At 64.1% G+C, this 24799-nt stretch carries 27 protein-coding genes; 19 read left to right on the top strand and 8 right to left on the bottom strand.

Annotated features, from left to right (window positions below):
• Positions 1-46 precede the first annotated feature (46 nt).
• From ASR47_RS10400 to fghA, 6 genes are all read left to right on the top strand, one after another.
• The gene (locus ASR47_RS10400) at positions 47-1672 is read left to right on the top strand and encodes an oleate hydratase (RefSeq protein WP_082988854.1); all 1626 of its coding nucleotides are present in this window, start codon (positions 47-49) and stop codon (positions 1670-1672) included.
• Between the two features lie 126 nt (positions 1673-1798).
• Positions 1799-2050 carry a hypothetical protein gene (locus ASR47_RS10405; protein ID WP_065307696.1) on the top strand — a complete coding sequence of 84 codons (252 nt, stop codon included), beginning with the start codon at positions 1799-1801 and terminating at the stop codon, positions 2048-2050.
• The gene (locus ASR47_RS10410) at positions 2047-2292 is read left to right on the top strand and encodes a hypothetical protein (protein WP_065307697.1); all 246 of its coding nucleotides are present in this window, start codon (positions 2047-2049) and stop codon (positions 2290-2292) included. The genes ASR47_RS10405 and ASR47_RS10410 overlap by 4 nt, the downstream gene beginning before the upstream one ends.
• A gap of 205 nt (positions 2293-2497) precedes the next feature.
• Positions 2498-3127 (top strand): signal peptidase I, encoded by a 630-nt coding sequence (lepB, locus tag ASR47_RS10415; protein WP_065307698.1) that lies wholly within the window; start codon positions 2498-2500, stop codon positions 3125-3127.
• A gap of 47 nt (positions 3128-3174) precedes the next feature.
• Entirely contained in the window at positions 3175-4038 is an 864-nt protein-coding gene (locus ASR47_RS10420; RefSeq protein ID WP_065307762.1) for an NAD-dependent protein deacetylase, read from the top strand.
• Between the two features lie 53 nt (positions 4039-4091).
• A complete protein-coding gene (gene fghA / locus ASR47_RS10425) occupies positions 4092-4955 on the top strand; it encodes an S-formylglutathione hydrolase (protein ID WP_065307699.1) in 864 nt (287 codons plus the stop codon).
• Positions 4956-4958: 3 nt separating this feature from the next.
• On the opposite strand, the gene ASR47_RS10430 is transcribed toward fghA, so the two are convergent.
• From ASR47_RS10430 to ASR47_RS10445, 4 genes are all read right to left on the bottom strand, one after another.
• The gene (locus tag ASR47_RS10430) at positions 4959-5621 is read right to left on the bottom strand and encodes a dienelactone hydrolase family protein (RefSeq protein ID WP_065307700.1); all 663 of its coding nucleotides are present in this window, start codon (positions 5619-5621) and stop codon (positions 4959-4961) included.
• 91 nt (positions 5622-5712) lie between these two features.
• Complete coding sequence (locus tag ASR47_RS10435) at positions 5713-8043, bottom strand: xanthine dehydrogenase family protein molybdopterin-binding subunit (RefSeq protein ID WP_065307701.1); 2331 nt, start codon at positions 8041-8043, stop codon at positions 5713-5715.
• Complete coding sequence (locus ASR47_RS10440) at positions 8036-8503, bottom strand: (2Fe-2S)-binding protein (RefSeq protein WP_065307702.1); 468 nt, start codon at positions 8501-8503, stop codon at positions 8036-8038. Before ASR47_RS10440 ends, ASR47_RS10435 begins: the two co-directional genes overlap by 8 nt.
• Positions 8504-8523: 20 nt before the next feature.
• A complete protein-coding gene (locus tag ASR47_RS10445) occupies positions 8524-9831 on the bottom strand; it encodes a c-type cytochrome (RefSeq protein WP_065307703.1) in 1308 nt (435 codons plus the stop codon).
• Between the two features lie 179 nt (positions 9832-10010).
• Here ASR47_RS10445 and ASR47_RS10450 point away from each other — a divergent pair, with 179 nt between their 5' ends.
• From ASR47_RS10450 to ASR47_RS10465, 4 genes are all read left to right on the top strand, one after another.
• Positions 10011-11678, top strand: coding sequence for a Na+/H+ antiporter (locus ASR47_RS10450; protein ID WP_065307704.1), 1668 nt, complete (start codon positions 10011-10013; stop codon positions 11676-11678).
• A 96-nt stretch (positions 11679-11774) separates the two neighbouring features.
• Entirely contained in the window at positions 11775-12092 is a 318-nt protein-coding gene (locus ASR47_RS10455; protein ID WP_065307705.1) for a DUF3144 domain-containing protein, read from the top strand.
• A 123-nt stretch (positions 12093-12215) separates the two neighbouring features.
• A complete protein-coding gene (locus ASR47_RS10460; protein WP_065307706.1) occupies positions 12216-12530 on the top strand; it encodes a metalloregulator ArsR/SmtB family transcription factor in 315 nt (104 codons plus the stop codon).
• Positions 12527-13369: a fatty acid desaturase gene (locus tag ASR47_RS10465; protein WP_065307707.1), complete on the top strand. Its 843-nt coding sequence runs from the start codon at positions 12527-12529 to the stop codon at positions 13367-13369. Before ASR47_RS10460 ends, ASR47_RS10465 begins: the two co-directional genes overlap by 4 nt.
• Here the strand turns inward: ASR47_RS10465 and ASR47_RS10470 are convergent.
• Positions 13342-13884, bottom strand: a complete 543-nt coding sequence (locus ASR47_RS10470) for a gamma carbonic anhydrase family protein (protein ID WP_065307708.1) — start codon at positions 13882-13884, stop codon at positions 13342-13344. The genes ASR47_RS10465 and ASR47_RS10470 overlap by 28 nt on opposite strands.
• A 106-nt stretch (positions 13885-13990) precedes the next feature.
• The gene (locus tag ASR47_RS10475) at positions 13991-14608 is read right to left on the bottom strand and encodes an OmpW/AlkL family protein (protein ID WP_065307709.1); all 618 of its coding nucleotides are present in this window, start codon (positions 14606-14608) and stop codon (positions 13991-13993) included.
• Positions 14609-14855: 247 nt separating this feature from the next.
• Between ASR47_RS10475 and fur the strand changes: the two genes are divergently transcribed.
• The 7 genes from fur (at position 14856) to ASR47_RS10510 (ending at position 19487) form a co-directional block, all read left to right on the top strand.
• On the top strand, positions 14856-15293 hold the full coding sequence (fur, locus tag ASR47_RS10480) for a ferric iron uptake transcriptional regulator (protein WP_065307710.1): 438 nt from the start codon (positions 14856-14858) through the stop codon (positions 15291-15293).
• A gap of 43 nt (positions 15294-15336) precedes the next feature.
• A complete protein-coding gene (locus ASR47_RS10485; protein ID WP_065307711.1) occupies positions 15337-15684 on the top strand; it encodes a MerR family transcriptional regulator in 348 nt (115 codons plus the stop codon).
• A gap of 57 nt (positions 15685-15741) precedes the next feature.
• Complete coding sequence (locus tag ASR47_RS10490; RefSeq protein ID WP_065307712.1) at positions 15742-16323, top strand: NAD(P)H-dependent oxidoreductase; 582 nt, start codon at positions 15742-15744, stop codon at positions 16321-16323.
• A 177-nt stretch (positions 16324-16500) separates the two neighbouring features.
• Positions 16501-17709: a SpoIIE family protein phosphatase gene (locus ASR47_RS10495; protein ID WP_065307713.1), complete on the top strand. Its 1209-nt coding sequence runs from the start codon at positions 16501-16503 to the stop codon at positions 17707-17709.
• Between the two features lie 52 nt (positions 17710-17761).
• Complete coding sequence (locus tag ASR47_RS10500; RefSeq protein WP_065307714.1) at positions 17762-18319, top strand: SiaB family protein kinase; 558 nt, start codon at positions 17762-17764, stop codon at positions 18317-18319.
• A 22-nt stretch (positions 18320-18341) separates the two neighbouring features.
• The gene (locus ASR47_RS10505; RefSeq protein WP_065307715.1) at positions 18342-18746 is read left to right on the top strand and encodes a DUF1987 domain-containing protein; all 405 of its coding nucleotides are present in this window, start codon (positions 18342-18344) and stop codon (positions 18744-18746) included.
• 15 nt (positions 18747-18761) lie between these two features.
• Positions 18762-19487: a GGDEF domain-containing protein gene (locus ASR47_RS10510; protein ID WP_245714318.1), complete on the top strand. Its 726-nt coding sequence runs from the start codon at positions 18762-18764 to the stop codon at positions 19485-19487.
• Here the strand turns inward: ASR47_RS10510 and ASR47_RS10515 are convergent, their stop codons facing one another.
• Both ASR47_RS10515 and ASR47_RS10520 read right to left on the bottom strand, forming a co-directional pair.
• Positions 19488-20207, bottom strand: coding sequence for a substrate-binding periplasmic protein (locus ASR47_RS10515; protein ID WP_065307717.1), 720 nt, complete (start codon positions 20205-20207; stop codon positions 19488-19490).
• Between the two features lie 26 nt (positions 20208-20233).
• Positions 20234-21016 (bottom strand): DeoR/GlpR family DNA-binding transcription regulator, encoded by a 783-nt coding sequence (locus tag ASR47_RS10520; RefSeq protein WP_065307718.1) that lies wholly within the window; start codon positions 21014-21016, stop codon positions 20234-20236.
• Between the two features lie 269 nt (positions 21017-21285).
• Here ASR47_RS10520 and deoC point away from each other — a divergent pair, with 269 nt between their 5' ends.
• Both deoC and ASR47_RS10530 read left to right on the top strand, forming a co-directional pair.
• Entirely contained in the window at positions 21286-22353 is a 1068-nt protein-coding gene (gene deoC / locus ASR47_RS10525) for a deoxyribose-phosphate aldolase (protein WP_082988856.1), read from the top strand.
• A 5-nt stretch (positions 22354-22358) separates the two neighbouring features.
• Positions 22359-24755: an aldehyde dehydrogenase family protein gene (locus tag ASR47_RS10530; protein WP_065307719.1), complete on the top strand. Its 2397-nt coding sequence runs from the start codon at positions 22359-22361 to the stop codon at positions 24753-24755.
• The last annotated feature ends 44 nt before the right edge of the window (positions 24756-24799 follow it).

Below are 24799 nucleotides of genomic sequence, written 5' to 3' on the forward strand. Positions count from 1 at the left end.
GTAAAAGTTATAAGCTGGGCATGAAGGCGCGCTCTCCCGGCGCTCGATGGCCTGGTCTTCTTGCGCACTGCGTGCGCTCACTTTTACGGAAAAAAGCATGACCCATACAACGAAAAAAGCCTGGCTGGTTGGCGGCGGCATCGGCTCGCTGGCGGCAGCCGCCTTCATGCTGCGCGACGGCGGCATGCAGGGCAGCAATATCACCATCCTCGAAGCGGCAAGCCTTGCCGGCGGCAGCCTGGACGGCGGCGGCAATGCCGAAGACGGCTACACCTTGCGCGGCGGCCGCATGCTGACCACCGACAATTACGAATGCACCTGGGACTTGTTCAAGAGCATCCCGTCGCTGGAAAACCCGGGCCAGAGCGTCCATGAAGAAACCATCGCCTTCAATCAGCGGCATCTGCCTCACTCGCGCGCGCGCCTGGTCGACCGCAACCGTTACAAGGTCGATGTCGGCAGCATGGGGTTCTCCATGCAGGACCGGCTGGAACTGCTGAAACTGACGGAAGCCGGCGAAGGCGCGCTGGGCAACAGCGCGATTACCGACTGGCTGTCGCCCGAATTTTTCGACACCAAATTCTGGTACATGTGGGCCACCACCTTTGCCTTCCAGCCCTGGCATAGCGCGGTGGAATTCAAGCGCTACCTCCACCGTTTCATGCTGGAGTTTTCGCGCATCGAGACGCTGGCCGGCGTCAAGCGCACCATCTACAACCAGTACGATTCGCTGGTGCGCCCGCTAGTCGCCTGGCTGCGCGGGCAAGGCGTGATCGTGATCCACGATTGCACGGTGACCGACATCGCCATCGACGAACAGGACGGCAAGCTGACGGCCACCGCCCTGCACTGCCAGCGCCGGGGCCTGGCCGACGTGATCGCCGTCGAGCAGGGCGACCTGGTATTTTTCCAGAATGGCTCGATGACGGATGCTTCCAGCCACGGTTCGATGCAGAGCGCGCCGCGCAGGCTGACCAAGGCCGACAGCGGCGGCTGGCGCCTGTGGGAAAAACTGGCACAGGGACGCCCGGACCTGGGCCGCCCTGCCGCCTTCAACAGCAGCATTCCCGAATCGTACTGGGCCTCCTATACGGTCACGCTGAAAGACCCGGCGTTTTTCGACAAGATGGAACAGTTCACGGGCAACCAGGCCGGCACGGGCGGCCTGGTCACTTTCAAGGACAGCAACTGGTTGATGTCGGTGGTGCTGGCGCACCAGCCGCACTTTGCCGGCCAGCCGGAAGGTGTGCAAGTGTTCTGGGGCTATGCGCTGCACCCCGACCGCATCGGCAACTTCGTCGCCAAGCCCATGTCCGACTGCAGCGGCGCCGACATCCTGCGCGAGTTGTGCGGCCACCTGAATTTCGACCTGGCGATTATGGACAGCGCCATTTGCATTCCCTGCCGCATGCCGTATATCACCAGCATGTTTATGCCGCGCAACAAGAGCGACCGCCCGCTGCCCGTGCCCGAGCGTTCCACCAACCTGGCCATGGTCAGCCAGTTCGTCGAACTGGCCGATGACGTCGTATTCACGGTGGAATACTCGGTGCGCGCCGCACAGACGGCCGTGTACCAGTTGCTCGACATACAGCGCGAAATACCCCCCATCCATGACCACGACAAGTCGCTCAAGGTCCAGCTCGATGCCATGATCAAGGCATTCAAATAAGCGGCTTTCCTGGCATCCAGACTGTTTTTTTCTTTGCACTGGCGACTTTGCGCCAGCGCAAAGCGTGGATGCGTTTGACTGACAGACTCAAGGTTCGGGAATCTTATCAACCTTGGCGAGTCCAACATGAAACTGCGCAATCGCCTGTTTGAACACGTGCTGCTGATGCTGCTGTTGGCCCTGGCCATTTTCGGCGCCGCCATCGTGCTGGCCTGGATGACGCAATGGGCTGAAACCCTGCAATTGCCGGCTTACCTGGTCTACGGCATGCATCTGATCGGCATGGTGCTGTTCTTTCTCGACGGCTGCGTCGTCATTGCGGCCAGCAGCATACTCGCGGCACGCCTGTACCAGTTCTTGTCGAAGGAGGACATATGACAACGTTACACCCGATATTCACGCTGCGCCACCCACGCCGATTCTGGCTGAGCTCGCTCGCCATCGCCTTGATCTGCGCCATCGTGCTCGCGCCATGGCTCGACAATTCTCCCTGGCTGGTGGCCATCCCCCTGGTGGTCGGCGGCCTGCTGGTGGCGCTGGGCGAACTGTGGGAAGAACTGCGTGGCCAGCCATTGCCGGGCGGCGGAAACGACCGCGCCACGCCTTGCCGGCGCCCCTGATCCCATTCCATGAGGCCGGCGCGCAACAGCTTCAGGCAATTTACAGCGGCCAGCGCGCCGTTTAAGAATGGCTTCAGTCTCGCCGGGCATCGTGGCCATGTGCTGCAAACAAGACAGCAGCCCCACCATGCCACCCTGACGAGAAAGAATGACCATGCCGATCAGCACCTAGCTGCGCGCCAACAAAGGTTTTATCCTGTTCCTGATGCTGTTCGGCGTATTCCGCACGGCCGTGGCTGACTGGAATCCCATCCCCTCGGCCTCAATGCGCCCCAACCTGCTCGAAGGCGACGTGGTCTTCGTCAACCGCCTGGCCTATAACGTCAAGGTACCGCTGACCGACATCGTGCTGCAGCAGACGGGCGAACCGGAACGCGGCGACATCGTCACGTTTTCGTCGCCCCTGGATGGCACGCGCCTGATCAAGCGCATCATCGGCCTGCCCGGCGATACGGTGGCCATGCGCAACGAACAGCTGTTCATCAATGGCCAGGCGGCGCAGTACGGCGCGTTTGACACGGTCGCCGAAACCGTCACCACGGTCGGCCAGTTGCAGGCCCGGCGGGTCAGCGAACAGGGCAGCGGACAGGCGCAGGCGCATCGCATCCAGTTGCTACCGCAATTGCCGGCGCGGCGCAATTTCGCCGCCGTCACCGTGCCCGCCGGCCACTACATGATGCTGGGCGATAACCGCGACAACAGCGCCGACTCGCGCTACTTCGGCTTCGTGCCGCGCGCACTGCTGATCGGCAAGGCCGAGCGCATCCTCGTGTCGGCCAATATCCAGGAGCATTGGCAGCCACGGTTCGACCGTTTCGGCATGAAGTTGCAGTAACACCATAGCGCATGCGCAAGGGATTTTTGGCGTAGCATGTGGGCATCATGCATACACCACTATCCCCCAGCCAGCCCTGCGCCAGCCACGGCGAGGCCGCCGATCAACTGGCGCAGTTCCTGCAACGCCATTCCGACGTGCTGCTGCTGACGGGCGCCGGCATCAGCACGGCGTCCGGCATTCCCGACTACCGCGATACCGATGGCGTGCGGCGCGGCAATGCACCGGTGCAAGGACCGGAGTTCCGCCGCCAGCCGGCCGTGCAGCGCCGCTACTGGGCGCGCAGCATGGTCGGTTATCCCGCCCTGGCGCGCGCGCAAGCCAATCCCGGCCACCTGGCCATCGCCCGGCTGGCCCAGCAGGGCAGCATCGGCGGCCTGGTCACGCAAAATGTCGATGGCCTGCACCAGCAGGCCGGCAGCAGCGGCGTCACCGAATTGCACGGCAGCATACATGCGGTGGTCTGCCTCGATTGCCACGCCCACTATGCGCGCCGCACGGTGCAAAACATGCTCGAATACGACAACCCGCAGATGATAGGGACTACCGCCACGCCCGCGCCCGATGGCGACGCCCTGCTCGAACCGGGCCAGCTGGCCAGCTTTATCGTGCCGCGCTGCCTGCACTGCGGCGGCATGCTGAAACCTGACGTGGTGTTTTTCGGCGACGGCGTCCCCGCCGCCTGCGCCGCCGAAGCGGCGCAAAAGATGCAGGACGCCAGCGCCCTGCTGGTGATCGGCTCGTCCGTAATGGTGTATTCGAGTTTTCGCCTGTGCCGCATGGCGGCGGAAAGCGGCAAGCCGGTGGCCGCCATCAACCTGGGCAAGACGCGCGCCGATGCGCTGCTGGCGTTCAAGCTCGACACCCCGGCGCAGGACATCCTGCCGCTTGTCGCCGCCTTGCTGGCATGACGCTGCGCGGCATGGCCGCACTGGCTATACTATGCAATTAACAAGGAGAATACATGCTGGAACTGTTGAGTGAACATGCCTGCTTTGGCGGCGTCCAACGCTTTTATCGCCACGCTGCGCAAGCGATCGGCTTGCCGATGCGTTTCTCGGTGTTTATTCCAGGAAGCGCCAAGGACACTGCACGCAAGTCTCCTGCCCTGTTCTACCTGGCTGGCCTGACCTGCACCGAAGAAACTTTCATGATCAAGGGCGGCGCCCAGCGCGTGGCGGCCGAGGAAGGCCTGATCCTGATCACCCCCGACACCAGCCCGCGCGGCGCCAATATCGCCGGCGAGAGCGATGCCTGGGACTTCGGCGCCGGCGCCGGCTTTTATGTCGACGCCACCGTCGCGCCATGGAGCAAGCACTACCGCATGTACAGCTACATCCTGGAACTGCGCGCGCTGCTGGAGCAGGAATTGCCGATCGACCCGCAACGCACGGGCATCTTCGGCCACTCGATGGGCGGCCACGGCGCGCTGGTGCTGGCCCTGCGCAATCCCGGACTGTTCCGCTCGGTGTCGGCGTTTGCCCCGATCGCCGCGCCTTCGCAATGCCCATGGGGCAAGAAGGCATTCACGGGCTACCTGGGCAGCGATGCGAGCAGCTGGCAGCAGTACGACGCCAGCGCGCTGATGGCAGCAATGCAAGGCCATGCTGTGCCGTTTCCGGATGGCATCTTGATCGACCAGGGGCTGGCCGACAAATTCCTGCCCGACCAGCTGTTCCCCGATGTCTTCGAAGCGGCCTGCCGCAACGCCGGCCAGCCTTTGGCCCTGCGCCGCCATGCAGGCTATGACCACGGCTATTACTTCATTTCCACCTTCGTGGAAGACCATCTGCGCTTTCATGCGCGCAACTTGCGCAGCGGCACCTGAGTCTCAGCCGCCGCTGGGGCGCCCGTTGAAATGGCGGGTGTACCAGTCGCAGGCCAGCAAGGCGGCCTGGTGGCGCGCATCGGCGCTGCCGGGCGCGGCGATCTGTTCCAGCTGCTTGTCGCAACGCAGCGCGGCAAAGGCCATGCGGTTCAGGCCAGCCACGTCGGGGTCGCGTCCGCCGACGATCAACAGCGAGGGCACGCGCACATTGTCCAACGCGGCCTTGCCGGCCAGTTCCACCTGGGCATCGCACACGGCCAGCGCCGCCACATCGCCGGCACGCCAGGCCGCCAATTGCATCACCACCGCCGCGCTGGCGCCATGGCCGTACAGGCCGCACGGCAGCTTGCGCGTGCTGGCATCGATGCGCAGCCAGCCCAGCGCTTTTTCGAGCTGGCGCGCCAGCTGGACGATATCGGCATGCACATAATAACGGTGGCCGCCATCGCCGCCGCCTGGCCCGATGCCGGACTGGTCAAAGCAGAGAGTGGCAAGCCCGGCGCGCACGAAGTCAATGGCGGTTGCTTGCGTGGCGGCATTGCGGTAGCCGCCATCGACGCTGGCGCCATGCGCAAACAGCACCACGCCGACCGGCCGCTCCGGCAACATGAGTATGCCGTCCAGTTCCACTTCGTCTGCCGTAATGCTGACAAATTGCTCTTGCATGATTGCCTCCCAAGCACAGGAACCGGACTTCCGGGCGGCACCTTGGCGGGAGCCTGGCCGCATGCTCAGTGTAGCAAAATCGCCGCGATGTTCAAACCGCGCCGTAGCGGTCCAGCCCCTTGAGCACGGCTTCGGGGCGGATCGGCAAGTGACGTACACGCGCGCCGACAGCGGCAAAGATGGCGTTGGCAATCGCCGGCGCCACCACCGTGGTCGGCGGCTCGCCCATGCCGGTCGACGCCTCGGTGCTGTGGATAAATTCGATATCGAGCTCGGGCACATCGGCGATGCGCAGCGGCGTATAGCTGGTGAGGTTGGTGTCGCGCACTTCGCCGTTCAGGAACGCCGTGCCTTCGTGCAGCGCCATGCTCACACCCCACAGCGCGCCGCCTTCGGCCTGCGCCAATGCGCCATCGGGGTCGATGATGGTGCCCGCGTCGATCACCATGGTCAGCTTTTCGACCTGCACCATGCAGGTGTTGCGGTCGACCCGCACGCGCGCCACGCACGCGGTCCAGGTCGGCATATCGCGCTCCTGGCCAAAGGTGGCGGCGATACCCAGGCCCGTGTCTTTCGGCATCGCCTTGCCCCAGAGCGCTTTTTCCGCCGCGCGCAGCAGCACTTGCGCCAGGCGCTGGGCGCCGCCAACGGCGTTCGGCGCGCTGCCCGCGTTGCGGCCCGTGGCCTGCAGCAGCGACAGGCGGAAGTCCAGAGGATTGACCTTGGCCGCCTGCGCCGCCTCATCGATAAAACTTTCCACCGCCCAGTTGGTCCAGCCAGGACCGACCGAGCGCAGCCAGCCTGGCCGGAAACTGCTGTTGGCCAGGTCATTCGACATGGCGCGCACGCGCTGCGCCCCCACCGTGTACCAATGGTCGGCGCCGGCGATCGCGAACGGGTCGTAAGGATGGCCCCGCTTGTCCTTGGCCAGCAAGCCGGGCGCCAGCGCCTGCGTCGGCCAGCCGGCGCTCGCTTCATGCTGCATGGCGGTGACCTTGCCGGCGCCGTCAAACGCCATGCGCAAGTGCTGCACCGACGGCGAGCGCGGTGAATCGAAGCGCGCATCGTCGGCGCGTGAACAGATCATTTTCACGGGCCGCCCCAGGGCTTTTGCGCCCAGCGCGGCCGGGATGCAATAGTCGCCGTTCAGGCGCCGGCCAAAGCCGCCACCGAGCAGGTAGGTATGCAGCACCACCTGGCTTTCCGGCACCTGCAGCGCCTTGGCCAGCACCGGCAAGGTCAGCGATTGCCACTGGGTGCCGGCATGGATATGCCAGACGCCATCGGCCAGCTGCGCCATCGCGTTCACCGGTTCGAGCTGGAAATGCAGCACGGTGGCCGTGGTGTACTGGCGCTCGAGCGTGAGGCCGGCATCGGCAAAGGCCTGCTCCACGCCGTCGTCATCGACCACGCGCGCGCCCAGCGTGGGGTCGGCGATTTGCCTGGCGCCGTAATGCAGGATGTCCTGCTCCGACACATGGGCCGCCGCACCGGCGCGCCATGTTACTTGCACCAGGTCGGCCGCGCGGCTGGCCGCCGCATAGCTGTCCGCATACACCAGCACCCAGCCCGGCACCGTGCCGCTGGGATCGGTCAAGGCTTCGGATTTCAGGTAGCCACGGATTTTTTTCGCCGCCGAGTCGTCGATGGACAGCACCTTGGCGCCATAGCGCGTCGGTGGAATCTTCGGCCGCGCATATACCAGGCCTTCGACCTCGTCAGCTATGCCGGCATCGATGCCGTAGATGGCCTTGCCGTTGGTTTTCCCCGGCACGTCGAGCGCCTGTGCGGGTCGCCCGATCAGCTTGCGCTGCGACGGTGTCTTGAGCACGATGGCGCCCAGTTGCTCGGGCGTATAGTGGCGGCCCAGCTTGCCACGCCGCACGATATCGCCATAGGCAATCGAGCGCCCGCGTCCATGCACCACGCCCAGCCTGGCCGAGCAGGCCGCGACCGGCACGCGCAGCAGCCGCGCGCCTTCTTCGATCAGGGCCAGGCGGCCGGCCGCGCCGGCGCGGCTCAGCGGCTCGAAACTCTGCCAGACGGACCAGCTGCCGCCGGTCACCATCAGGCCCCACTTCGGGTCGCTGTCCACGTAGTGCAGCTTGACTTTGGTCCAGTCCGCTTCCAGCTCGTCGGCGACGATGCGCGCCAGCGCCGTGCCGATATGCTGGCCCATTTCTGCCTTGGCAATATTGATGGTCACCAGGCCCTGCCGGTCGATCTCGAACCAGATGGTGGGATCGAACACGGACGCGCCATGAGCCACGGACGGCGCCACGGCCGGCCCGCTGGCCGCCAGTGTACTGTCGGCCCGCAAAAAGGCCAGCGTAAAACCGGTGCCGGCGGCGGCGATCAGGAAGCCGCGCCGCCCCGGCGAAGGGGGTGCGCCAGCGGCATGGTGTTGCGGCAGCTCAGGCATGCGGCGTCTCCCGCATGCCGGCGGCCAGCTTGATCGCCTTGCGAATGCGCACATAGGCCATGCAGCGGCACAGGTTGCCACTCATCACCGCATCGATATTGGCATCGGTCGGCTGCGGATAGTCGCGCAGCAAGGTCGCCGCCTGCATGATCTGGCCCGACTGGCAGTAGCCGCACTGCGGCGCCTGGGTGGCGATCCAGGCTTGCTGCAAGGGATGCTTTCCATCGGGCGACAAGCCTTCGATGGTGGTCACGGCAGAACCTGCCACAGCCGACACGGGCGTGATGCAGGAGCGCACGGCGCGGCCATTGACATGCACGGTGCAGGCGCCACACAGGCCGATGCCGCAGCCGAATTTGGTACCGCTCAGTTTTGCTTCGTCGCGCAGCACCCACAGCAATGGCGTGTCGGCGTCGACATCGGCGGCAAAGGGTACACCATTAATGATCACGTGATGCATGGGCTTGCTTTCGTAAAGATTTACTTGCCGGCGCGCACGCGCGCCACTTTCGCTTCGAGACCGATCCAGGCCGGCTGGTGGCTGCGGCTGCGGCGCAAATACGCTGCCAGCTGGGCAATGTCGGCGTCCGACAGCGAGTGGGCAAAGGCCGGCATCAGCGCGCCGGGCAGGCCCTCGTCCCTGGCCACGCCATGCAGGATGACCTGGATCAGATTGGACGGGTCGGGCGCGCCGACGGCGCTGTTCAGGCTCAGTTCCGGGCGCAGCAGCGAGGGCTGGCCATCGCTGTTCGAGTGGCAGGAAGCGCAGGCGGCCACGTACAGGCTGGCGCCACGGTCGTTGTCGACCATGGCGACCTTTTGCGAACGGCCGATGTTGGACTTGATCACCGCGGCGGCATCGACCGGCGGCCCGTCCGCATCCTGCGGCCTGGCCAGGTCGGCAAAATAAGCGGCCAGCGCGCGGATATCGGCGTCGGGCGAGGCCTCCATGCCCTCATGCACCACTTCCGACATCGGGCCGGCCGCCACGCCATGCAGGGCGGTGGCGCCAGTGCGCAGGAACGCATACAGCTCGTCCTTGTTCCATGGCAGCGGCGCCGTATTGGCGGCCGTCAGCGGTGGCGCATACCACTGGTCGATGGCGGCGCCCTGGTAGGCCAAGCCGGCAATTTCGGCGCCCAGCGCATTGCGCGGCGTATGGCAGGCGGCGCAGTGGGCCAGGCCTTCGGCCAGATAGCGGCCACGGTGCCAGTCGGCGCCTTGGGCGGCATTGCGCGGCATGCTGCCGGGCTTGAAGAACAGCAATTTCCAGCCGGCCTGCAGCGCACGCTGGTTCAGGGGAAACGGCACGGTGTTGGCCGGGGTCACCGCATACACGGGTGGACGCGTCATTAACCAGGCATACAGGGCGGCAATATCGGCCTGGCTGGCCAGCGCGAAGTGCGTGTAGGGAAATACGGGAAACAGGTGCTCGCCGTTGCGCGCCACGCCCTCGCGCATGGCGCGCTGGAACGCCGCCAACGACCAGCGGCCGATGCCGGTCTGCGGATCGGGCGTGATATTGGTGGCGTAAATGGTGCCGAACGGCGTGGCCATGCCGCGCCCGCCCGCATAGGCGGCGCCACCCTTGACGGTATGGCAGGCAGCGCAGTTGCCCATGCCGGCCAGGATGCGGCCCTGCTCGATCTCCTGCGCGGAAAACGAGGCCGATGGCGGCGGATCGACGGGCGCCAGCGCGGGGCGCCAGTAAGCGGCGCAAATGGCGCCGGCGGCAAGCACAAACAGGGCCAGCAGTATCAGCAGGCCGGTACAGATTTTCTTGAACAAAAAGGAACTTTCAGATAATAAAACAGGCGCACAGGCGGTGTGCGCCAAAGGCGGGATTTTACGCGGATTGCGACTTGTTGTATGCAAGCAAAGCTACTGGCTGCTGGCAAGTGCACAGCGGCCAGCGGGCGCGGCGGCATATAATCCTTGTTTAGCACACGCAACAGCCCTCTTCCTCCATGCATACCGTCACCATCATTCTCGTCCTGGTCCTGACCGTCGTCCTGTGCGGCTTTCTCGCCCGCTCGCGCTGGATCAAGCTGCCGCTGCCGCTGATCCAGATCGCCGGCGGCACCGGTCTGGCCCTGTTCGGCCTGCAAGTGCCGCTCGATCCCGGTATTTTCTTCTTGCTGTTTATTCCGCCGCTGCTGTTCCTCGACGGCTGGCGCATCCCCAAGGGAGCGTTTTTTTCCGACGCGCGCTCGATTTTGATGCTGGCCATCGGCCTGGTGCTGTTTACGGTGCTGGGCATGGGCTTTTTCATCGACTGGCTGATTCCCACCGTGCCGCTGGCGGTTGCCTTTGCACTGGGCGCCATCCTGTCGCCGACCGACCCGGTGGCGGTGTCGGCGATTGCGGCCGGCAATCCGATTCCGCCGCGCCTGATGCATATACTGGAGGGCGAGTCGCTGTTGAATGACGCGTCCGGCCTGGTATGCTTCACCTTTGCCGTGGGCGCCATGATGACGGGCGGCTTTTCCATCGGCGCGGCGTCCTTGAGCTTTCTGCAGGAAGCGGGCGGCGGCATCGTGATCGGCCTGGCGATTTCCTGGGGCGTGGGGCTGGCCAACAAATGGCTGGTCAGCAAAGTCGGCGAAGAGCCGGGCCTGCAAATTTTGATCAGCATCCTGATTCCGTTCGCGGCGTATCTCGGCGCCGAGCAGATCCATGGCTCGGGCATCCTGGCCGCCGCCACGGCCGGCGTGTCCATGCATTACGCCGACCTGATCGGCCGCCCCCTGGCCGCCACCCGCACCCAGCGCAAGGCCGTGTGGGATACCGTGCAACTGGTGTTGAATGGCGTGATCTTCGTCATGCTGGGCGCCCAATTGCCGACCACCATCACCAGCCTGCAGGCCGCCTCGGCCGAAGTGGGCGCCGGCAGCGCCTGGAAGCTGCCGCTGTACGTGGTGGCCATCACGGTGGGCCTGACCTTCATGCGGTTTGTGTGGGTGGCCATTTCGATGAAGCTGACCCTGTTCAGGCGCCAGAAAAAAGCCGAAAAAAGTGGCATGGCCCTGGAAGGCAAGGATGGCCCCAATCTGACCCGTCCCAGCCTGCGTTTGCTGCTGGTGGCCTCGTTTGCCGGCGTGCGCGGTGCGCTGACCCTGGCCGGCATCTTGACCCTGCCCCTGTTTTTGCCCGACGGCACGCGCTTTCCCGCGCGCGACCTGGTGATCTTCCTGGCCATGGGCGTGATTTTGCTGTCGCTGCTGCTGGCCAGCGTCACCCTGCCGCTGCTGACCAAGGGCCTGGTGTTCTCGCCGCCCACGCGCCGTTCCAGCGAAGAGCGCAACGCCCGTGCCGCCGCCGCCGAGGCCGCAGTCACGCGGCTGGAAAAAGTATGTTCGGGCCTGGGCGGCGACGGCAAGGAGCAAGTCGTCACCGAGGCGGCCAACCGCCTGATCGAGGCCTACCGGCGCCGCATGGCGTATGGCGAAAGCAGCAACGACGAAGCGGCCCGCATGCAGGAACTGGCCAGGGCCGAACGCGCCCTGCGCCTCGAAGCGCTCAACGCGGAACGCGACGAACTGTTCCGCAGGCGGATTTCCGGCGAACTGGAAGACGCCATCCACCTGCGCCTGCTGCGTGAAATCGACCTGCTGGAGGCGACGCTGGAGGAGTAATCGTGGCGCGCCATCACCACGCCGTGACGGGTGCTCTGTTGCTGGACAGAGCGCCATGCGCTGTGTAGACTGGCGCGCACTTAAACAAGGAATCCCATGAACGCACCGACGACCAAACCCGCCCCGGGCCCCGAATTCTGGGAGCGCGCCGACCAGGTGATCGCCCTGGCCAACGAGCAGTGCATGCACAGCCCCGCCAACGAGGTGGCCACTTCGCTGCTGTATGCGGCCGCCCGCTTCAACGCCTTCCTGGTGGCCAGCAAGACCAACGATGTGAGCAAGATGCAGCAGGAAAAAGACGATGCGGTCGCCTTTTTTACGGAGCAGTACAAGCGCATGCTGACCGACAACTTCAACGACTATATCGCCAACTTCGACAAGTACACCCAACCTGCGGCCGCACCGCAGGCATGAGCCCCTGGCCGGCCGTCCTGGCCGGTTTTTTTACAACAACATGATGCACGCTTGACTTTATTCAATCCTCGATTAAACTATTAACGAATTAGTTAATACGTGAAAAACCAGGAGGAGCAGGCCATGCAGGCAGACAAAATCTTCGAGGCGCTGGCCTCGACCGCACGGCGGCAGATCCTCGCCTATCTGTCCGAAGCGCAGCTGAGCACGTCCGAACTGGCGACGCGTTTTGCCATGAGCGCGCCGGCCATCTCGCGCCATTTGTCGGTCCTGGAAAATGCCGGCCTGGTCAGCAGCGAACGGCAAGGGCAGTTCGTGCTGTACCGTTTGAACCAGGATCGCCTGATCAACACCCTCAATAACTTTGCCTTTGAAATCTGTCCGGTGGCGCGTGGCCTGAAACGCGAATCGGCGGCCCTGAAGAAGCCGTTGCCATGATGGCGCACCGCGCCAGCGCGGATGGGCCCGACAGCGTCGTCGATGGCGTGGTGCGGTATGCGCCGCTGCAGTCGCTGTGGCTGAGCGGCATGCTGGCCGGCGCGGTGATTGGCGGCGCCCTCACCTTCAGCTGGCCGGCGCTGCTGCTGTTCGTGGCCAGCACGGCCACCGTGCTGCTGTTCGGCCACTCGCTGGGCAGCCACCGCAAGCTGATCCACGACAGCTTTCAATGCCCCATGTGGCTGGAGCGCTTGCTGGTGTACCTGGGCGTGCTGGTGGGCCTGGGCGGTCCGCTGGGCTTGCTGCGCCAGCATGAGCTGCGCGACTATGCGCAGCGCCAGCCTGTTTGCCACCCTTATTTGCGCCATGGCGGCGGCTTCTGGCGCGATTGCTGGTGGCAATTGCACTGCCGTTTGATCCTGGCCCAGCCGCCGCGGATCGCCATCGAGCCACGCATCGCTCAAGACCGCTTCTATCGCTTCCTGGAGACCAGCTTCATGGCGCAGCAACTGCCATGGGCCATGCTGTTCTTTCTGTGGGGTGGCTGGGGGTTCGTGTGGTGGGGCGTGTGTGCGCGCGTCAGCGCCGGCGTGCTGGGCCACTGGCTGATCGGCTATTTTGCCCACAACCATGGCGCCATGCATTTCGATGTGTGCGGCGCCGCCGTGCAAGGCAAAAATATCCGTTTTACCTCATTGCTGACCATGGGCGAATGCTGGCACAACAACCACCATGCTTATCCGGGTTCGGCCAGGCTGGGCCTGTTTCCAGGCGAATGGCCGGAATTGCAGCAACTTGATGTCGCAGCGCTTCAGGCGTCGTCCTTGCCCTCAAGATAATTGTTCTTGACGCGCACATAGTGCTCGGCGGAATAGCGCAAATACGCGATCTCGGCTTCGGTCAGCGCGCGCACCTTGGCGGCCGGGCGGCCCACATACAGATGGCCGCTTTCGAGCACCTTGCCGGGCGATACCAGGCTGCCGGCGCCCAGCATCACGTTTTTCTCCACCACCACGTCATCCATCACGATGCTGCCCATGCCGATCAGGCATTCGTCGCCGATAGTGCAACCGTGCAAAATCACCGAATGGCCGATGGTCACGTATTTGCCGATGGTCAAGGGCGAGCCGTCGGGCTTGGCGGCATTTTTATGCGACACATGGCCCATGGAAAAATCCTGGATATTGCTGCCTTCGCCGATCACGATGCGGTTGACGTCGCCGCGCAGCACGCTGTTGCACCAGATGGAACAGTCGTCGCCGATTTGCACGTCGCCGATCACTTGCGCCGTGCCGTGCAGGTAGACGCGCTCGCCGAGAACGGGACGCGTATTCAGGTAGGAACTCAAGGGCATGGTGGTCTCGCTTGATTGCAAATATAAATTGTATGCGGCGGCAGGAAAAAACGGGCAAAAAAAAATCCGGCCGCAGGCAGCCGGATTATGACGATGACGGTAAAGCTTAGAAACGGTAGCCGACGCCGAGGCCGAACAGATATGGATCAACCTTGACTTTGCTGACTTTCGCCCCCGAGATAAACACGTCGCTCTGGATCTGCACTTTCTTGACGTCGAAGTTCAGCGACCAGTTTTTGTCGAGTTTGTAGTCGACACCGGCTTGCAGCGAGTAGCCCCAGCTGTCGTGCTCCAGGCGGCCTGCGCCACCGAGCAGTTTGACGTCCGAGATATTGGTGTAGTTCACGCCGGCGCCCACATACGGGCTGAATTGTTTCTCGGGCATGAAGTGGTATTGCAGCGACAGGGTCGGTGGCAAATGCTTGAAGGTGCCGATCCTGGCGCCGTCGAGTTTCACATCGTGTTTTTGCGGATAGGTCAGGATCAGTTCAGCGGCGATATTGGGAGTGAAGAAATACGAGATATCGATTTCAGGAATGGTTTTATCGCTGACATGAAGGCGGTCGGATGCGCCGACGCCACCAACCGGAGCAGATTTATTGGCCGTATCGATTTGCACCACACGGGCGCGTACCAGCCATGGGCTTTCCTGCGCCATGGCGTTGCCGGCAAATGCGCCGATGGCGGCCAATACGATCGCTGCTTTGGTTGCGGACTTGTTCATTCTGTTTCCCTCTTTTTTGTCGTTAAGTAACGCAACGAAGTCTAAGAGTGCGGTGCAGCAAAAACTTTGATCCACATCAAAGAGTGCCGCAAGGTATAAAACAGCGCCTTTTTTCCTCGCACAGGTCAAGAAAATGATGCATTGCAACGTAATCCCGCTGGGCCGTACCCAACAAATGAGAATAGTAATGATTATCATTTGCGATATAATGCGCCCTTATCTGACGTTCATATAAGGGATGGGAGACATGGATATATTGAGGGAACTGCGTGAATCAGGGTTGAAAGTCACCATACCGCGCCTGCGGATTCTGCAGCTGTTTCAAGAAGGAAGCATCAAGCACCTGAGTGCGGACGATGTCTATAAACTGTTGTTGGCTGAAAAAATCGATGTGGGCCTGGCCACCATTTACCGTGTACTGATGCAGTTTGCCGAGGCCGGTATTCTGTTCCGCCGCCATTTCGAATCAGGCCACGCCGTGTTCGAGCTCAACGAAGGCCAGCACCACGACCACCTGGTGTGCACCGGCTGCGGCAAGGTCGACGAATTCGTCGACGAAGGCATCGAGTTGCGCCAGCACGAGATCGCCACCGAGCACGGCTTCGTGCTGCATGAGCATGCCTTGTCGCTGTACGGCACCTGCGCCGACTGCACGGCAAAAAAAGTCCCTCCCCGCAAGCCCTGACGACAGCCTTGCGCCAAGATGCTGCAACGCTGAAAGGAACCGCATGTATATCGGAGAACTGGCGCGCCTGACCGGCGCCACCCCCAAGGCCTTGCGCCACTATGAAACCCTGGGCCTGCTGAAAGGCGTGCGGCGCGCCGGTGTCTACCGCCGCTATACGCAGCAGGACCTGGCGCAGGTGACGTTGATCCGCCAGGCGCAATCGCTGGGCTTCAGGCTGGCCGAACTGCTGCCCATCCTGGCCGGCGACGACACCGACTGGGCGGCCCTGCGCCGCCATGTCGCCGACAAGCGCGCGCAATTGCACCAGGAGATCGCCCGCCTGCAACGGCTCGACGCGCAACTGCAGTCCATTGATACGGAAATCATCGATTGCCTGCAACGCGCTTGACTCTGCCCCATGGGGCAGGCTTTAGCATGGCGGCTGTTCACTACATGAAAGCTCCTCATGCGCAAACGCATCCTGGTCATCCTTGGCCATCCATCAAACCACAGTTTTTGCGCCGCCCTGGCCGGCGCCTATCTGGCATCGGCGCGCAGCGCCGGCCACGAGGTGCGCGAACTGCGCCTGGGCCAGCTCGCCTTTGATCCCATCCTGCACCAGGGCTACCGCCAGGTGCAGCCGCTGGAAGCGGACCTGGTGGCAGCGCAGGAAGCGATCAGCTGGGCCCAGCATCTGGTGTTCGCCTATCCGATCTGGTGGGGCGGCGCACCGGCCCTGCTCAAGGGCTTCGTCGACCGCGTCTTCCTGCCCGGCTACGCCTTCAAATACCGTCCCGGCAAGGCCTTCCCGGCGCAGCTGCTGAGCGGCCGCACGGCCCAGCTGCTGGTGACGATGGATACGCCGCCGTGGTATTTCCGCTGGGTCTACCGCATGCCAGGCATTCATCAGCTGCGCAAGACCACCCTGGAATTTTGCGGCGTCAAGCCCGTGAGCGTGGCCAGCTTCGGCCCGCTGCTCGGTTCGACCGATGCCAACAGGGAGCGCTGGCTGGCCCAGGCGCGCGCGCTGGCCAGCACACTGGCCTGACTGTAAAGCTTGCCGTGAAGCCATTTCAAATAAGCGTTTGGCAAGCTGGTAATCATCCTGTCATATTCGGCGGCTACCATATCGACATTGCCTTTTTGCCAGCCGCCTTGCGCTCCTGGCAAGCAGGCGCCGATTGTCTTGTAAAGGTAGCCGCCAGTGGAGTTCAACGCCTCTCGATTGCATCTTCCCCGTTATCGCTCTTCCGTTGCGGCCGACCTGTGCATCGCCACCGAATCGGTACAGGCCGACGCCAATAACTTTGCCGTGCTGGAACTGTTTACCGAACGGCGCGACATGATGAGTTTGCCCGTGACGGAGCAGGACCGGCCGATCGGCCTGATCAGCCGTAATATTTTCATGTCGCAGATGTCCAAGCCCTTCTATCACGAGGTATATGGCAAGAAGAGCTGCATCGCCTTCATGGACAAGGAGCCGCTGATCGTCGACGCCGCCATGAGCATCGAGGACCTGACTTTTCGCGCCGTCGAGGCGGGTGAAAAGGCGCTGGCCGACGGTTTCATCATCACCGAAGACGGCGTGCTGGCCGGGGTTGGCTTCGGCCTGCAGCTGATGAACGTGGTGGCCACCCTGCAGGCCGAGAAAAACCGCCAGATCATGCACAGCATCGATTACGCCAGCGTGATCCAGCGCGCGCTGCTGCGCTCGTCCTCGGCCGAGCTGCGCGCCGCCCTGCCCGACGCCCATCTGGAATGGCAGCCGCGCGATGTGGTCGGCGGCGATTTTTACCTGTTCGAGCGCCATGCGGGCGGCTGGTTCGCGGCGCTGGCCGACTGCACCGGCCACGGCGTGCCCGGCGCCTTCATGACCCTGATCGCCTCGTCCGCCCTGAGCCAGGCGCTGCGCGACCTCGGGCCGCACGACCCTGCCGCCCTGATCGGCGCCGTCAGCCGCGCCATCAAGACCTTGCTGGGCCAGGATGACGCCACTGTCGAAGCCGGCGCCGGCTCGAACGACGGCATGGACTGCGCCTTTATCTGCCATGACGACGCCAGCGGCCAATTGCATTTCGCCGGCGCCAAGCAGTCGCTGTACCTGGTCGCGCCCGGCCAGGACGAGGTGCAATGCCTGGATGGCGCGCGCATGGGCGTCGGCTATGTCGACACGCCGGCCGGCCACGCCTGGCAGAACCATGTGCTCGAGGTGGTACCGGGCAGCCTGCTGTTCCTGACCACCGACGGCCTGCTCGACCAGATCGGTGGCGCGCGCGATATCGCCTACGGCAAGCGGCGCATGCGCGAGCAATTGCTGGCGCGCCGCGCGGCGCCGGCCGGCGAGGTGGCGGCGGCCCTGCTGCACGACTTCGGCGCCTGGCAGGGCAAGCAGCCGCGCCGCGACGACCTGACGTTTTTCTGTTTCCGCCTGTAGCCCGGCGTGTCACTTTTACCCACCGCAGCGATCACCCTCCAGGAGCACTGACGTGCTGTATCAAGAATTCAACGAGTTTTGGGATGTGGCGCGCAAGCGCAATATCATCTTTTTCTACACGGGCTATTTTTCGCAGCACGTGGTGAGCGCCATTTCCGAAACCATCAAGGCGCGCCTGGATACGGCCGGCGCGGCCGGCCCCACGCGCCGGCGCATCTTTTCCTCGTTTATCGAAATGTCGCAGAACGTCATGCACTATTCGTCCGACAGCCTGACGCCGAACGCCCAACTCGACCAGCAGATGCGACGCGGCTCGTTTTGCATCGGCACCCGCGGCGACAGTTTTTTCCTGCTGTGCGCCAATCCCGTCTCGACCGAGAACGTGGCGCAGATCCGCAGCCGCCTGGAGCCGCTGCACACGATGACGATGGAAGAAATCCGCCTGGCCTATAAAAAGGCGCTGCGCGAGGAAGCGCCGTCCGACAGCAAGGGCGCCGGCCTGGGTTTCCTGACACTGGCGCGCGACGCCAGCGAACCGCTGGAATTCGAGTTCGCGCAGGACCCGCAAGAGCCAGGCAGCACCATCTTCTGCATCAAAGCCATCATCTGAAAGAGCCGACCCAGGAAAGCATATGCAATCACCGTCCCCTTTGCCACCGTTGTTCCTCGCCGCGACCCCGAGTTCGCCCGAAATCGATTTCCGCTTCGAACAGCACACCCTGTCGATCAAGGGTGAATCGTACCCCGAAAACGCGGCCGCCTTTTACGGGCCGCTGAACGCCGCCGTGCGCAACTACGTGGAAACCTGCCACGACGCGCAGATTACCGTGCATGTCTCGCTGGCCTACTTCAACAGCTCCAGCACCAAGATGCTGTTTACCCTGTTCGACATCCTGAACCAGGCCGCCATCGACGGCAACCGCGTGCGCCTGAACTGGTACCACGACGAAGACGACGACACCATCCTGGAGTTTGGCCAGGAACTGCAGCAGGACTTCACGGCGCTGGACTTCCACGACCACGCCGTGGGCGGCTAGCACATGGGTGCGCAGATGTCCGCCGCCAGCCTGGAACCCGATCTGTTTACCGAGGAAGCGGCAGCGCTGGCGGCCGCGCGCGAACTGCACGCCGACGACGGCGCCAGCGGCGAAGCGCAGCGCCGCATGCTCGGTGAATTGATCGTCCACTACGAACGCCTGATGCGCGAGACGCGCCGTTTGATACGCCGCAGCGACCGCGCCGAGCGCGACATGCATGTATTGAACCGCGAACTGCAGGCGCTGGCCGGCCAGCTGGAATACCGCGCCACCCACGATCCGCTGACCGGCGCGCTCAATCGTGGCGCCGTGATCGAACAGGCGTCACACTGCCTGGCGCACGGCGACATGGCGCTGATCGTGCTCGATATCGACCTGTTCAAGCAGGTCAACGACGACTTCGGCCACCCGGCCGGCGATGGCGTGATCCGCGCGGTGGTCGACTGCCTGCACGACCTGCTGGGACAGCACACGCCGATCGGCAGGGTCGGCGGCGAAGAATTCTCGGTGGTCTGGCCTACCTCCTCGCGCCAGGAAGCGCAGCAGGTGGCGCAGGATATCTGCGATGCCATCGCCGCGCGCGCGCAGCCGGCGCCGATCACGCGCCCGGTCACCGTCAGCGTGGGCGTGAGCTGGAACCGCGCCGGCACCGCGTTTGAACACGCCTACAGCCATGCCGACCAGGCGCTGTACCAGGCCAAGCGCGACGGGCGCAATTGCGTGCGCGTATGGCTGGATTAATTACTTGAGCAGATCGTGGCGCGCCATGGCGCCATCGCGGCGCATGGCCGCCACGGCGCGCTGCATGGCCGCATACTGGTTTTCCGGCAGCTGCCGGTTACAGGCCAGATACGTCTGCACGCGGTTGAAGGTCAGCAGCGGCACCACCATGCCCTCCCACTCCTTGCCGGCGAACGGCCGGCTGCCGGTCGCCATGCCCACCGCCCACAAGTCGATACGCCCCAGCAGCAGCTTTTGCGCGTTGATCCACTCCTGCGCGACGGGCGCCACTTCCAGTCCGCGCGCACGCAAATAAGCGTCGCGCGCGTCACCAAGCACGGTGCCGATCACCAGCCCGCGCGCATCGTCGAGGCTGCGCAAGCTGAAGTTGCGGCTGGCCAGCCCGTACAAGATCCATTCGGCTTCGTTCAGCGGCCCGACCCAGCGAAACAATGCTTCGCGCTCGGGCGTGCGGGTGGTGGAGTACACACAGGTGTCGGGCTCGCGCAGCGCTTGCGCATAGGCGCGCTTCCAGGGCAGCAGTTCGATGGTGTAGGCAATGCCGGCGCGCGCCAGCAGGTCGCGCACCTTGGCCGTTTCACGGCCGACGACAACGCTACCTTCCATCATGCTCGCCGGCGGCAGGAATTCGCTGACCATGCGCAGCGGCGTCTGCGCCGCCACCATGTCCGGCGCCGTCAGCACCGCGGCCAGCAGCCATGCGATAAGTCCTTGCTTCATGCTTGCTTTCCTGCCCTGAACGGTATTTAAGCGGCCGCAATCTCCAGCGGCCAGCCCTGGAACTGCTCGCGCACGGCCGGCGCCGGCTCGCCCCCGACGACGATGGTCGAAAACACGTCGAGCGGGCTGAAAAACGCCGTACGCACCCGTCCCAGCTTGCTCTCGTCAACCACCAGTATGCGCTCGCTGGCGCTGCGGATGGCGGCCTGCTTGACGGCCACTTCATGAAAATGGGAACAGCTGACGCCACGCACCGGATCGGCGCCACCGGCGGAAATGAAGGCCTTGCCGACACCCAGGCGGCCCAGGTACTGCACCGCCTCTTCCGAATAATAGGTTTCCGACGAGGCCTGGAACAGGCCGCCGAGCAGGATCAGCTGGGTGTTCCTGCGCTTGCTGAGGATGTTGGCAATGTTCATGGAGTAACAAACCACGGTCAGGGCGATATCGTCCGGCAAGACCGAGGCGAACTGCATCATGGTCGTGCCGCAATCGATGAAGAGCATGTCGCCGTCGTTGACAAAGGTGGCGGCGCGCTGGCAGGCCAGGCGCTTTCTCACCGTATGCTGGTCGAGCTCCTCGGCCAGCACGTATTTTTCCGCAGCAATTGGAAATGTTGCTTCCAAAACATAGCCACCGAGACAGGACAGCGTGCTGTCGCCGCCTGCCAGGTCGCGGCGTATCGTCATTTCCGTCACGCCGAGCAATTCGGCAACACGGCTCAACAATGCAGGACCCGAGCTTTTGACCAGGGCCTGCATCCGTTCCAGCCGCAGTTGGCGCGCCTTGGCGCCCGCAGTTTGTCGCATGGTGATACTTTCGCTCTTGATAACGTGTAAGTAGGGATTGTAGCAGCAACTAATCTGCATGTTATTAGAAAAAAGTGGTTGCACAAATAAATGTTATTGGCGTAACATAAAACCGTTGTGCAAATGTGTGAGTTTTCCTTGGAACCATTTGCCACCCCTTGGTAACAATAATGAAACGCGCTCAGTGCGTTCACGGAGATTCAAGCTATGCCTACCGCCCACCACCCATCGGACCGGCCTGTGCACCACTGCGCGGCGTCGCCACAACCATGACAACTACCTCCAAATCACCGCGCGTCGCCCCGGCAGCGCCCGCCCGCACCGCAGCGGCCGCAGTTGCGCCTGCATCGGCAGCAGCACCGGCCATCGTGCCGGCCAGCACCCACGGCCATGCGCGCAATCCCGGCGTGCCGTTTGACAGCAGCTGGTTCGACGATATCCGCGTCAACCTGTCGGCTGCCGAACGCCGCATCGCCACCCTGCCCGGCCGCCGTTCCGTCAAGAAAGACGCGCAAGCGGGCTGGCTGCTGAAGGCCATCAGCTGCATCGACCTGACCACCCTGTCGGGCGACGACACCACCGAGCGGGTCAAGCGCCTGTGCGCCAAGGCCATCACGCCAGTGCGCCAGGACCTGCTCGACGCGCTGGGCTTTGGCGAGCGCCAGCTGCACACGGGCGCCATCTGCGTCTACCACCGCTACGTGGCGACCGCCGTCGAAGCGCTGCACGGCAGCGGCATTCCGGTGGCGGCCGTGTCGACCGGTTTTCCGGCCGGCCTGATTCCGCATGATCTGAAACTGAAGGAAATCGAAGCGTCGGTGCGCGATGGCGCCGCCGAGATCGATATCGTCATCACCCGCGAACACGTCTTGACCGGCAACTGGAAAGCGCTGTACGCCGAGATGCAGGACTTCCGCGCCGCTTGCGGCGACGCCCACGTGAAAGCCATCCTGGCCACCGGCGAACTGAAAACCATGCGCAACGTGGCCAAGGCCTCGATGATCTGCATGATGGCCGGCGCCGATTTCATCAAGACCTCGACCGGCAAGGAAAGCACCAACGCCACGCCGCTGGTGACCCTGATCATGCTGCGCATGATCCGCGACTACGAGCAGCGCACCGGCTTCAAGGTCGGCTACAAGCCGGCCGGCGGCGTCTCGGCGGCCAAGGACATCCTCAACTACCAGATTCTGATGAAAGAAGAACTGGGACGCGAGTGGCTGGAACCGGACCTGTTCCGCATCGGCGCCTCGTCTCTGCTGGCCGATATCGAACGCCAGCTCGAACACCACGTTACCGGCCGTTACTCGGCTTTCCACCGCCACGCGATCGGATAATTCATATGAGCGTTTCACAATACTTCGACACCATGGACTACGGCCCTGCCCCTGAAAGCGACACCGACGCGCGCGCCTGGCTGGCGCGCCACAGCGACGGCTTCGGCCATTTCATCAACGGCGCGTTCACGCCCGCCACGGCAGGCTCGCTGTTCGACACCAACGAGCCGGCCACCGGCAAGCCGCTGGCGCGCATCATGCAAGGCACCCAGGCTGACGTTGACGCGGCCGTCGCCGCCGCACGCGCGGCCCAGGAAAGCTGGTTCGCCATCGGCGGCCATGCGCGCGCCCGCCATCTGTACGCCCTGGCGCGCATGGTGCAGCGCCACGCCCGCCTGTTTGCCGTGGTCGAGGCCCTCGACAACGGCAAGCCGATCCGCGAAACGCGCGATATCGACGTGCCGCTGGTGGCCCGCCACTTCTATCACCATGCCGGCTGGGCGCAACTGCAGGAACGCGAATTCGCCGACCAGGTGCCGGTCGGCGTGATCGGCCAGATCGTGCCATGGAACTTCCCGCTGCTGATGCTGGCGTGGAAAATCGCCCCGGCCCTGGCGCTGGGCAATACCGTGGTCCTGAAACCGGCCGAATTCACGCCGCTGTCGGCCCTGCTGTTCGCCGAACTGGCCGCCCAGGCGGGCTTGCCGCCTGGCGTGCTGAACGTGGTGACGGGCGACGGCGCTACCGGCGCGGCCATCGTGGCCCACCCTGGCGTGAACAAGATCGCGTTTACCGGTTCGACCGACGTCGGCCGCCTGATCCGCGAAAAAACCGCCGGCAGCGGCAAGTCGCTGACCCTGGAACTGGGTGGCAAATCGCCCTTCATCGTGTTTGACGACGCCGATATCGACGCCGCCATCGAAGGCGTGGTTGACGCCATCTGGTTCAACCAGGGCCAGGTCTGCTGCGCCGGCGCCCGCCTGCTGGTCCAGGAAGGCATTGCGCAGGACTTCTACGCACGCCTGAAACGCCGCATGGGCAATCTGCGTGCCGGCACGCCGCTCGACAAGACCATCGATATCGGTTCCCTGATCGCGCCGTCGCAGCACGAACGCGTGCGCAAGCTGGTGGAGATCGGCGTCAAGGAAGGCGCCACCTGCTACCAGCCCGACATTTCCATGCCGGTCGGCGGCAGCTACTTCCCGCCGACCCTCTTGACCAATGTGCATCCGGCCAGCACCGTGGCCAGCGAAGAGATCTTCGGACCAGTCCTGGTGGCGATGACCTTCCGCACCCACGATGAAGCGCTGGCGATCGCCAACAACTCGCGCTACGGCCTGGCCGCCAGCGTGTGGAGCGAAACCATCGGCCTGGCGCTGGCCGTGGCCCCCGCCTTGAAGGCGGGCGTGGTGTGGATCAATTCGACCAATCTGTTCGACGCCGGCGTCGGTTTCGGCGGTGTGCGCGAATCGGGCTTCGGCCGCGAAGGCGGCCGCGAAGGCTGCTACGAATACCTGAAGCCGCGTGCCTGGGCCAAGCGCGTGGCGCGCAAGGCGGCTGACGACAAGCCGGTCGCCGCCATCGTCGACAGCGTGGCAGCCAGTGCTTCCCTGCCGCTGGTCGACCGCACCGCCAAGCTGTATGTGGGCGGCAAGCAGGCCCGTTCCGACGGCGAGCAATCGCTGGGCGTATTCGGCGCCAACGGCAAGCTGGCCGGCGAAGTGGGCCTCGGTAACCGCAAGGATATCCGCAACGCGGTGGCCGCCGCGCATGCCGCCGCATCGTGGTCGGCCACCACGCCGCACCGCCGCGCGCAAGCCTTGTACTACCTGGCCGAGAACCTGTCGGCACGCGCCGCGGAATTTGCCGCGCGCCTGGTCGAACTGACCGGCGCCAGCACGGACGCGGCCAGCAAGGAAGTCGAGCAATCGATCAGCCGCCTGTTCGCCTATGGCGCCTGGGCCGACAAATACGAAGGCGCGGTGCACGTACCGCCGATGCGCGGCGTGGCCCTGGCCATGGTCGAGCCGATCGGCGTGGTCGGCGTGGTCTGCCCGGACGAGTCGCCGCTGCTGGCCTTTGTCAGCCTGGTCGCGCCATTGCTGGCGATGGGCAACCGGGTGGTCGTCGTGCCGAGTGCGCGCCATGCGCTGATCGCCACCGATTTCTACCAGGTGCTGGAAACGTCGGACCTGCCCGGCGGCGTGATCAATATCGTCACCGGTGCGGCGGCTACTTTGCTGCCGACCCTGGCCGAACACGACGATGTCGACGCACTCTGGACGTTTGGCGACGCGGCCCTGTCGGCCACCGCCGAGCGCCTGTCCACCGGCAACCTGAAACGCACCCTGGTCGACTACGGCCTGGCCACCGACTGGAACGATGCCTTGGCCGCCGAGGGGCCTGTATGGCTGCGCCACGCCACGCAGATCAAGAACGTGTGGGTACCTTACGGAGAGTAATGATCATGTCGCGCAGGTCGGATCAGCGCCTTCGGCGCGTAATC

The sequence above is a fragment of the Janthinobacterium psychrotolerans genome (genome assembly GCF_001677885.1).
GTDB lineage: Bacteria > Pseudomonadota > Gammaproteobacteria > Burkholderiales > Burkholderiaceae_D > Janthinobacterium > Janthinobacterium psychrotolerans.

Excerpts from the sequence above, each read along its gene's own strand:
- ASR47_RS10400 (WP_082988854.1), top strand. The coding sequence starts at position 47 with ATGGCCTGGTCTTCTTGCGCACTGCGTGCGCTCACTTTTACGGAAAAA.
- ASR47_RS10405 (WP_065307696.1), top strand. The coding sequence starts at position 1,799 with ATGAAACTGCGCAATCGCCTGTTTGAACACGTGCTGCTGATGCTGCTG.
- ASR47_RS10410 (WP_065307697.1), top strand. The coding sequence starts at position 2,047 with ATGACAACGTTACACCCGATATTCACGCTGCGCCACCCACGCCGATTC.
- lepB (WP_065307698.1), top strand. The coding sequence starts at position 2,498 with ATGCTGTTCGGCGTATTCCGCACGGCCGTGGCTGACTGGAATCCCATC.
- ASR47_RS10420 (WP_065307762.1), top strand. The coding sequence starts at position 3,175 with ATGCATACACCACTATCCCCCAGCCAGCCCTGCGCCAGCCACGGCGAG.
- fghA (WP_065307699.1), top strand. The coding sequence starts at position 4,092 with ATGCTGGAACTGTTGAGTGAACATGCCTGCTTTGGCGGCGTCCAACGC.
- ASR47_RS10430 (WP_065307700.1), bottom strand. The coding sequence starts at position 5,621 with ATGCAAGAGCAATTTGTCAGCATTACGGCAGACGAAGTGGAACTGGAC.
- ASR47_RS10435 (WP_065307701.1), bottom strand. The coding sequence starts at position 8,043 with ATGCCTGAGCTGCCGCAACACCATGCCGCTGGCGCACCCCCTTCGCCG.
- ASR47_RS10440 (WP_065307702.1), bottom strand. The coding sequence starts at position 8,503 with ATGCATCACGTGATCATTAATGGTGTACCCTTTGCCGCCGATGTCGAC.
- ASR47_RS10450 (WP_065307704.1), top strand. The coding sequence starts at position 10,011 with ATGCATACCGTCACCATCATTCTCGTCCTGGTCCTGACCGTCGTCCTG.
- ASR47_RS10455 (WP_065307705.1), top strand. The coding sequence starts at position 11,775 with ATGAACGCACCGACGACCAAACCCGCCCCGGGCCCCGAATTCTGGGAG.
- ASR47_RS10460 (WP_065307706.1), top strand. The coding sequence starts at position 12,216 with ATGCAGGCAGACAAAATCTTCGAGGCGCTGGCCTCGACCGCACGGCGG.
- ASR47_RS10465 (WP_065307707.1), top strand. The coding sequence starts at position 12,527 with ATGATGGCGCACCGCGCCAGCGCGGATGGGCCCGACAGCGTCGTCGAT.
- ASR47_RS10470 (WP_065307708.1), bottom strand. The coding sequence starts at position 13,884 with ATGCCCTTGAGTTCCTACCTGAATACGCGTCCCGTTCTCGGCGAGCGC.
- ASR47_RS10475 (WP_065307709.1), bottom strand. The coding sequence starts at position 14,608 with ATGAACAAGTCCGCAACCAAAGCAGCGATCGTATTGGCCGCCATCGGC.
- fur (WP_065307710.1), top strand. The coding sequence starts at position 14,856 with ATGGATATATTGAGGGAACTGCGTGAATCAGGGTTGAAAGTCACCATA.
- ASR47_RS10485 (WP_065307711.1), top strand. The coding sequence starts at position 15,337 with ATGTATATCGGAGAACTGGCGCGCCTGACCGGCGCCACCCCCAAGGCC.
- ASR47_RS10490 (WP_065307712.1), top strand. The coding sequence starts at position 15,742 with ATGCGCAAACGCATCCTGGTCATCCTTGGCCATCCATCAAACCACAGT.
- ASR47_RS10505 (WP_065307715.1), top strand. The coding sequence starts at position 18,342 with ATGCAATCACCGTCCCCTTTGCCACCGTTGTTCCTCGCCGCGACCCCG.
- ASR47_RS10510 (WP_245714318.1), top strand. The coding sequence starts at position 18,762 with ATGTCCGCCGCCAGCCTGGAACCCGATCTGTTTACCGAGGAAGCGGCA.
- ASR47_RS10515 (WP_065307717.1), bottom strand. The coding sequence starts at position 20,207 with ATGAAGCAAGGACTTATCGCATGGCTGCTGGCCGCGGTGCTGACGGCG.
- ASR47_RS10520 (WP_065307718.1), bottom strand. The coding sequence starts at position 21,016 with ATGCGACAAACTGCGGGCGCCAAGGCGCGCCAACTGCGGCTGGAACGG.
- deoC (WP_082988856.1), top strand. The coding sequence starts at position 21,286 with ATGACAACTACCTCCAAATCACCGCGCGTCGCCCCGGCAGCGCCCGCC.
- ASR47_RS10530 (WP_065307719.1), top strand. The coding sequence starts at position 22,359 with ATGAGCGTTTCACAATACTTCGACACCATGGACTACGGCCCTGCCCCT.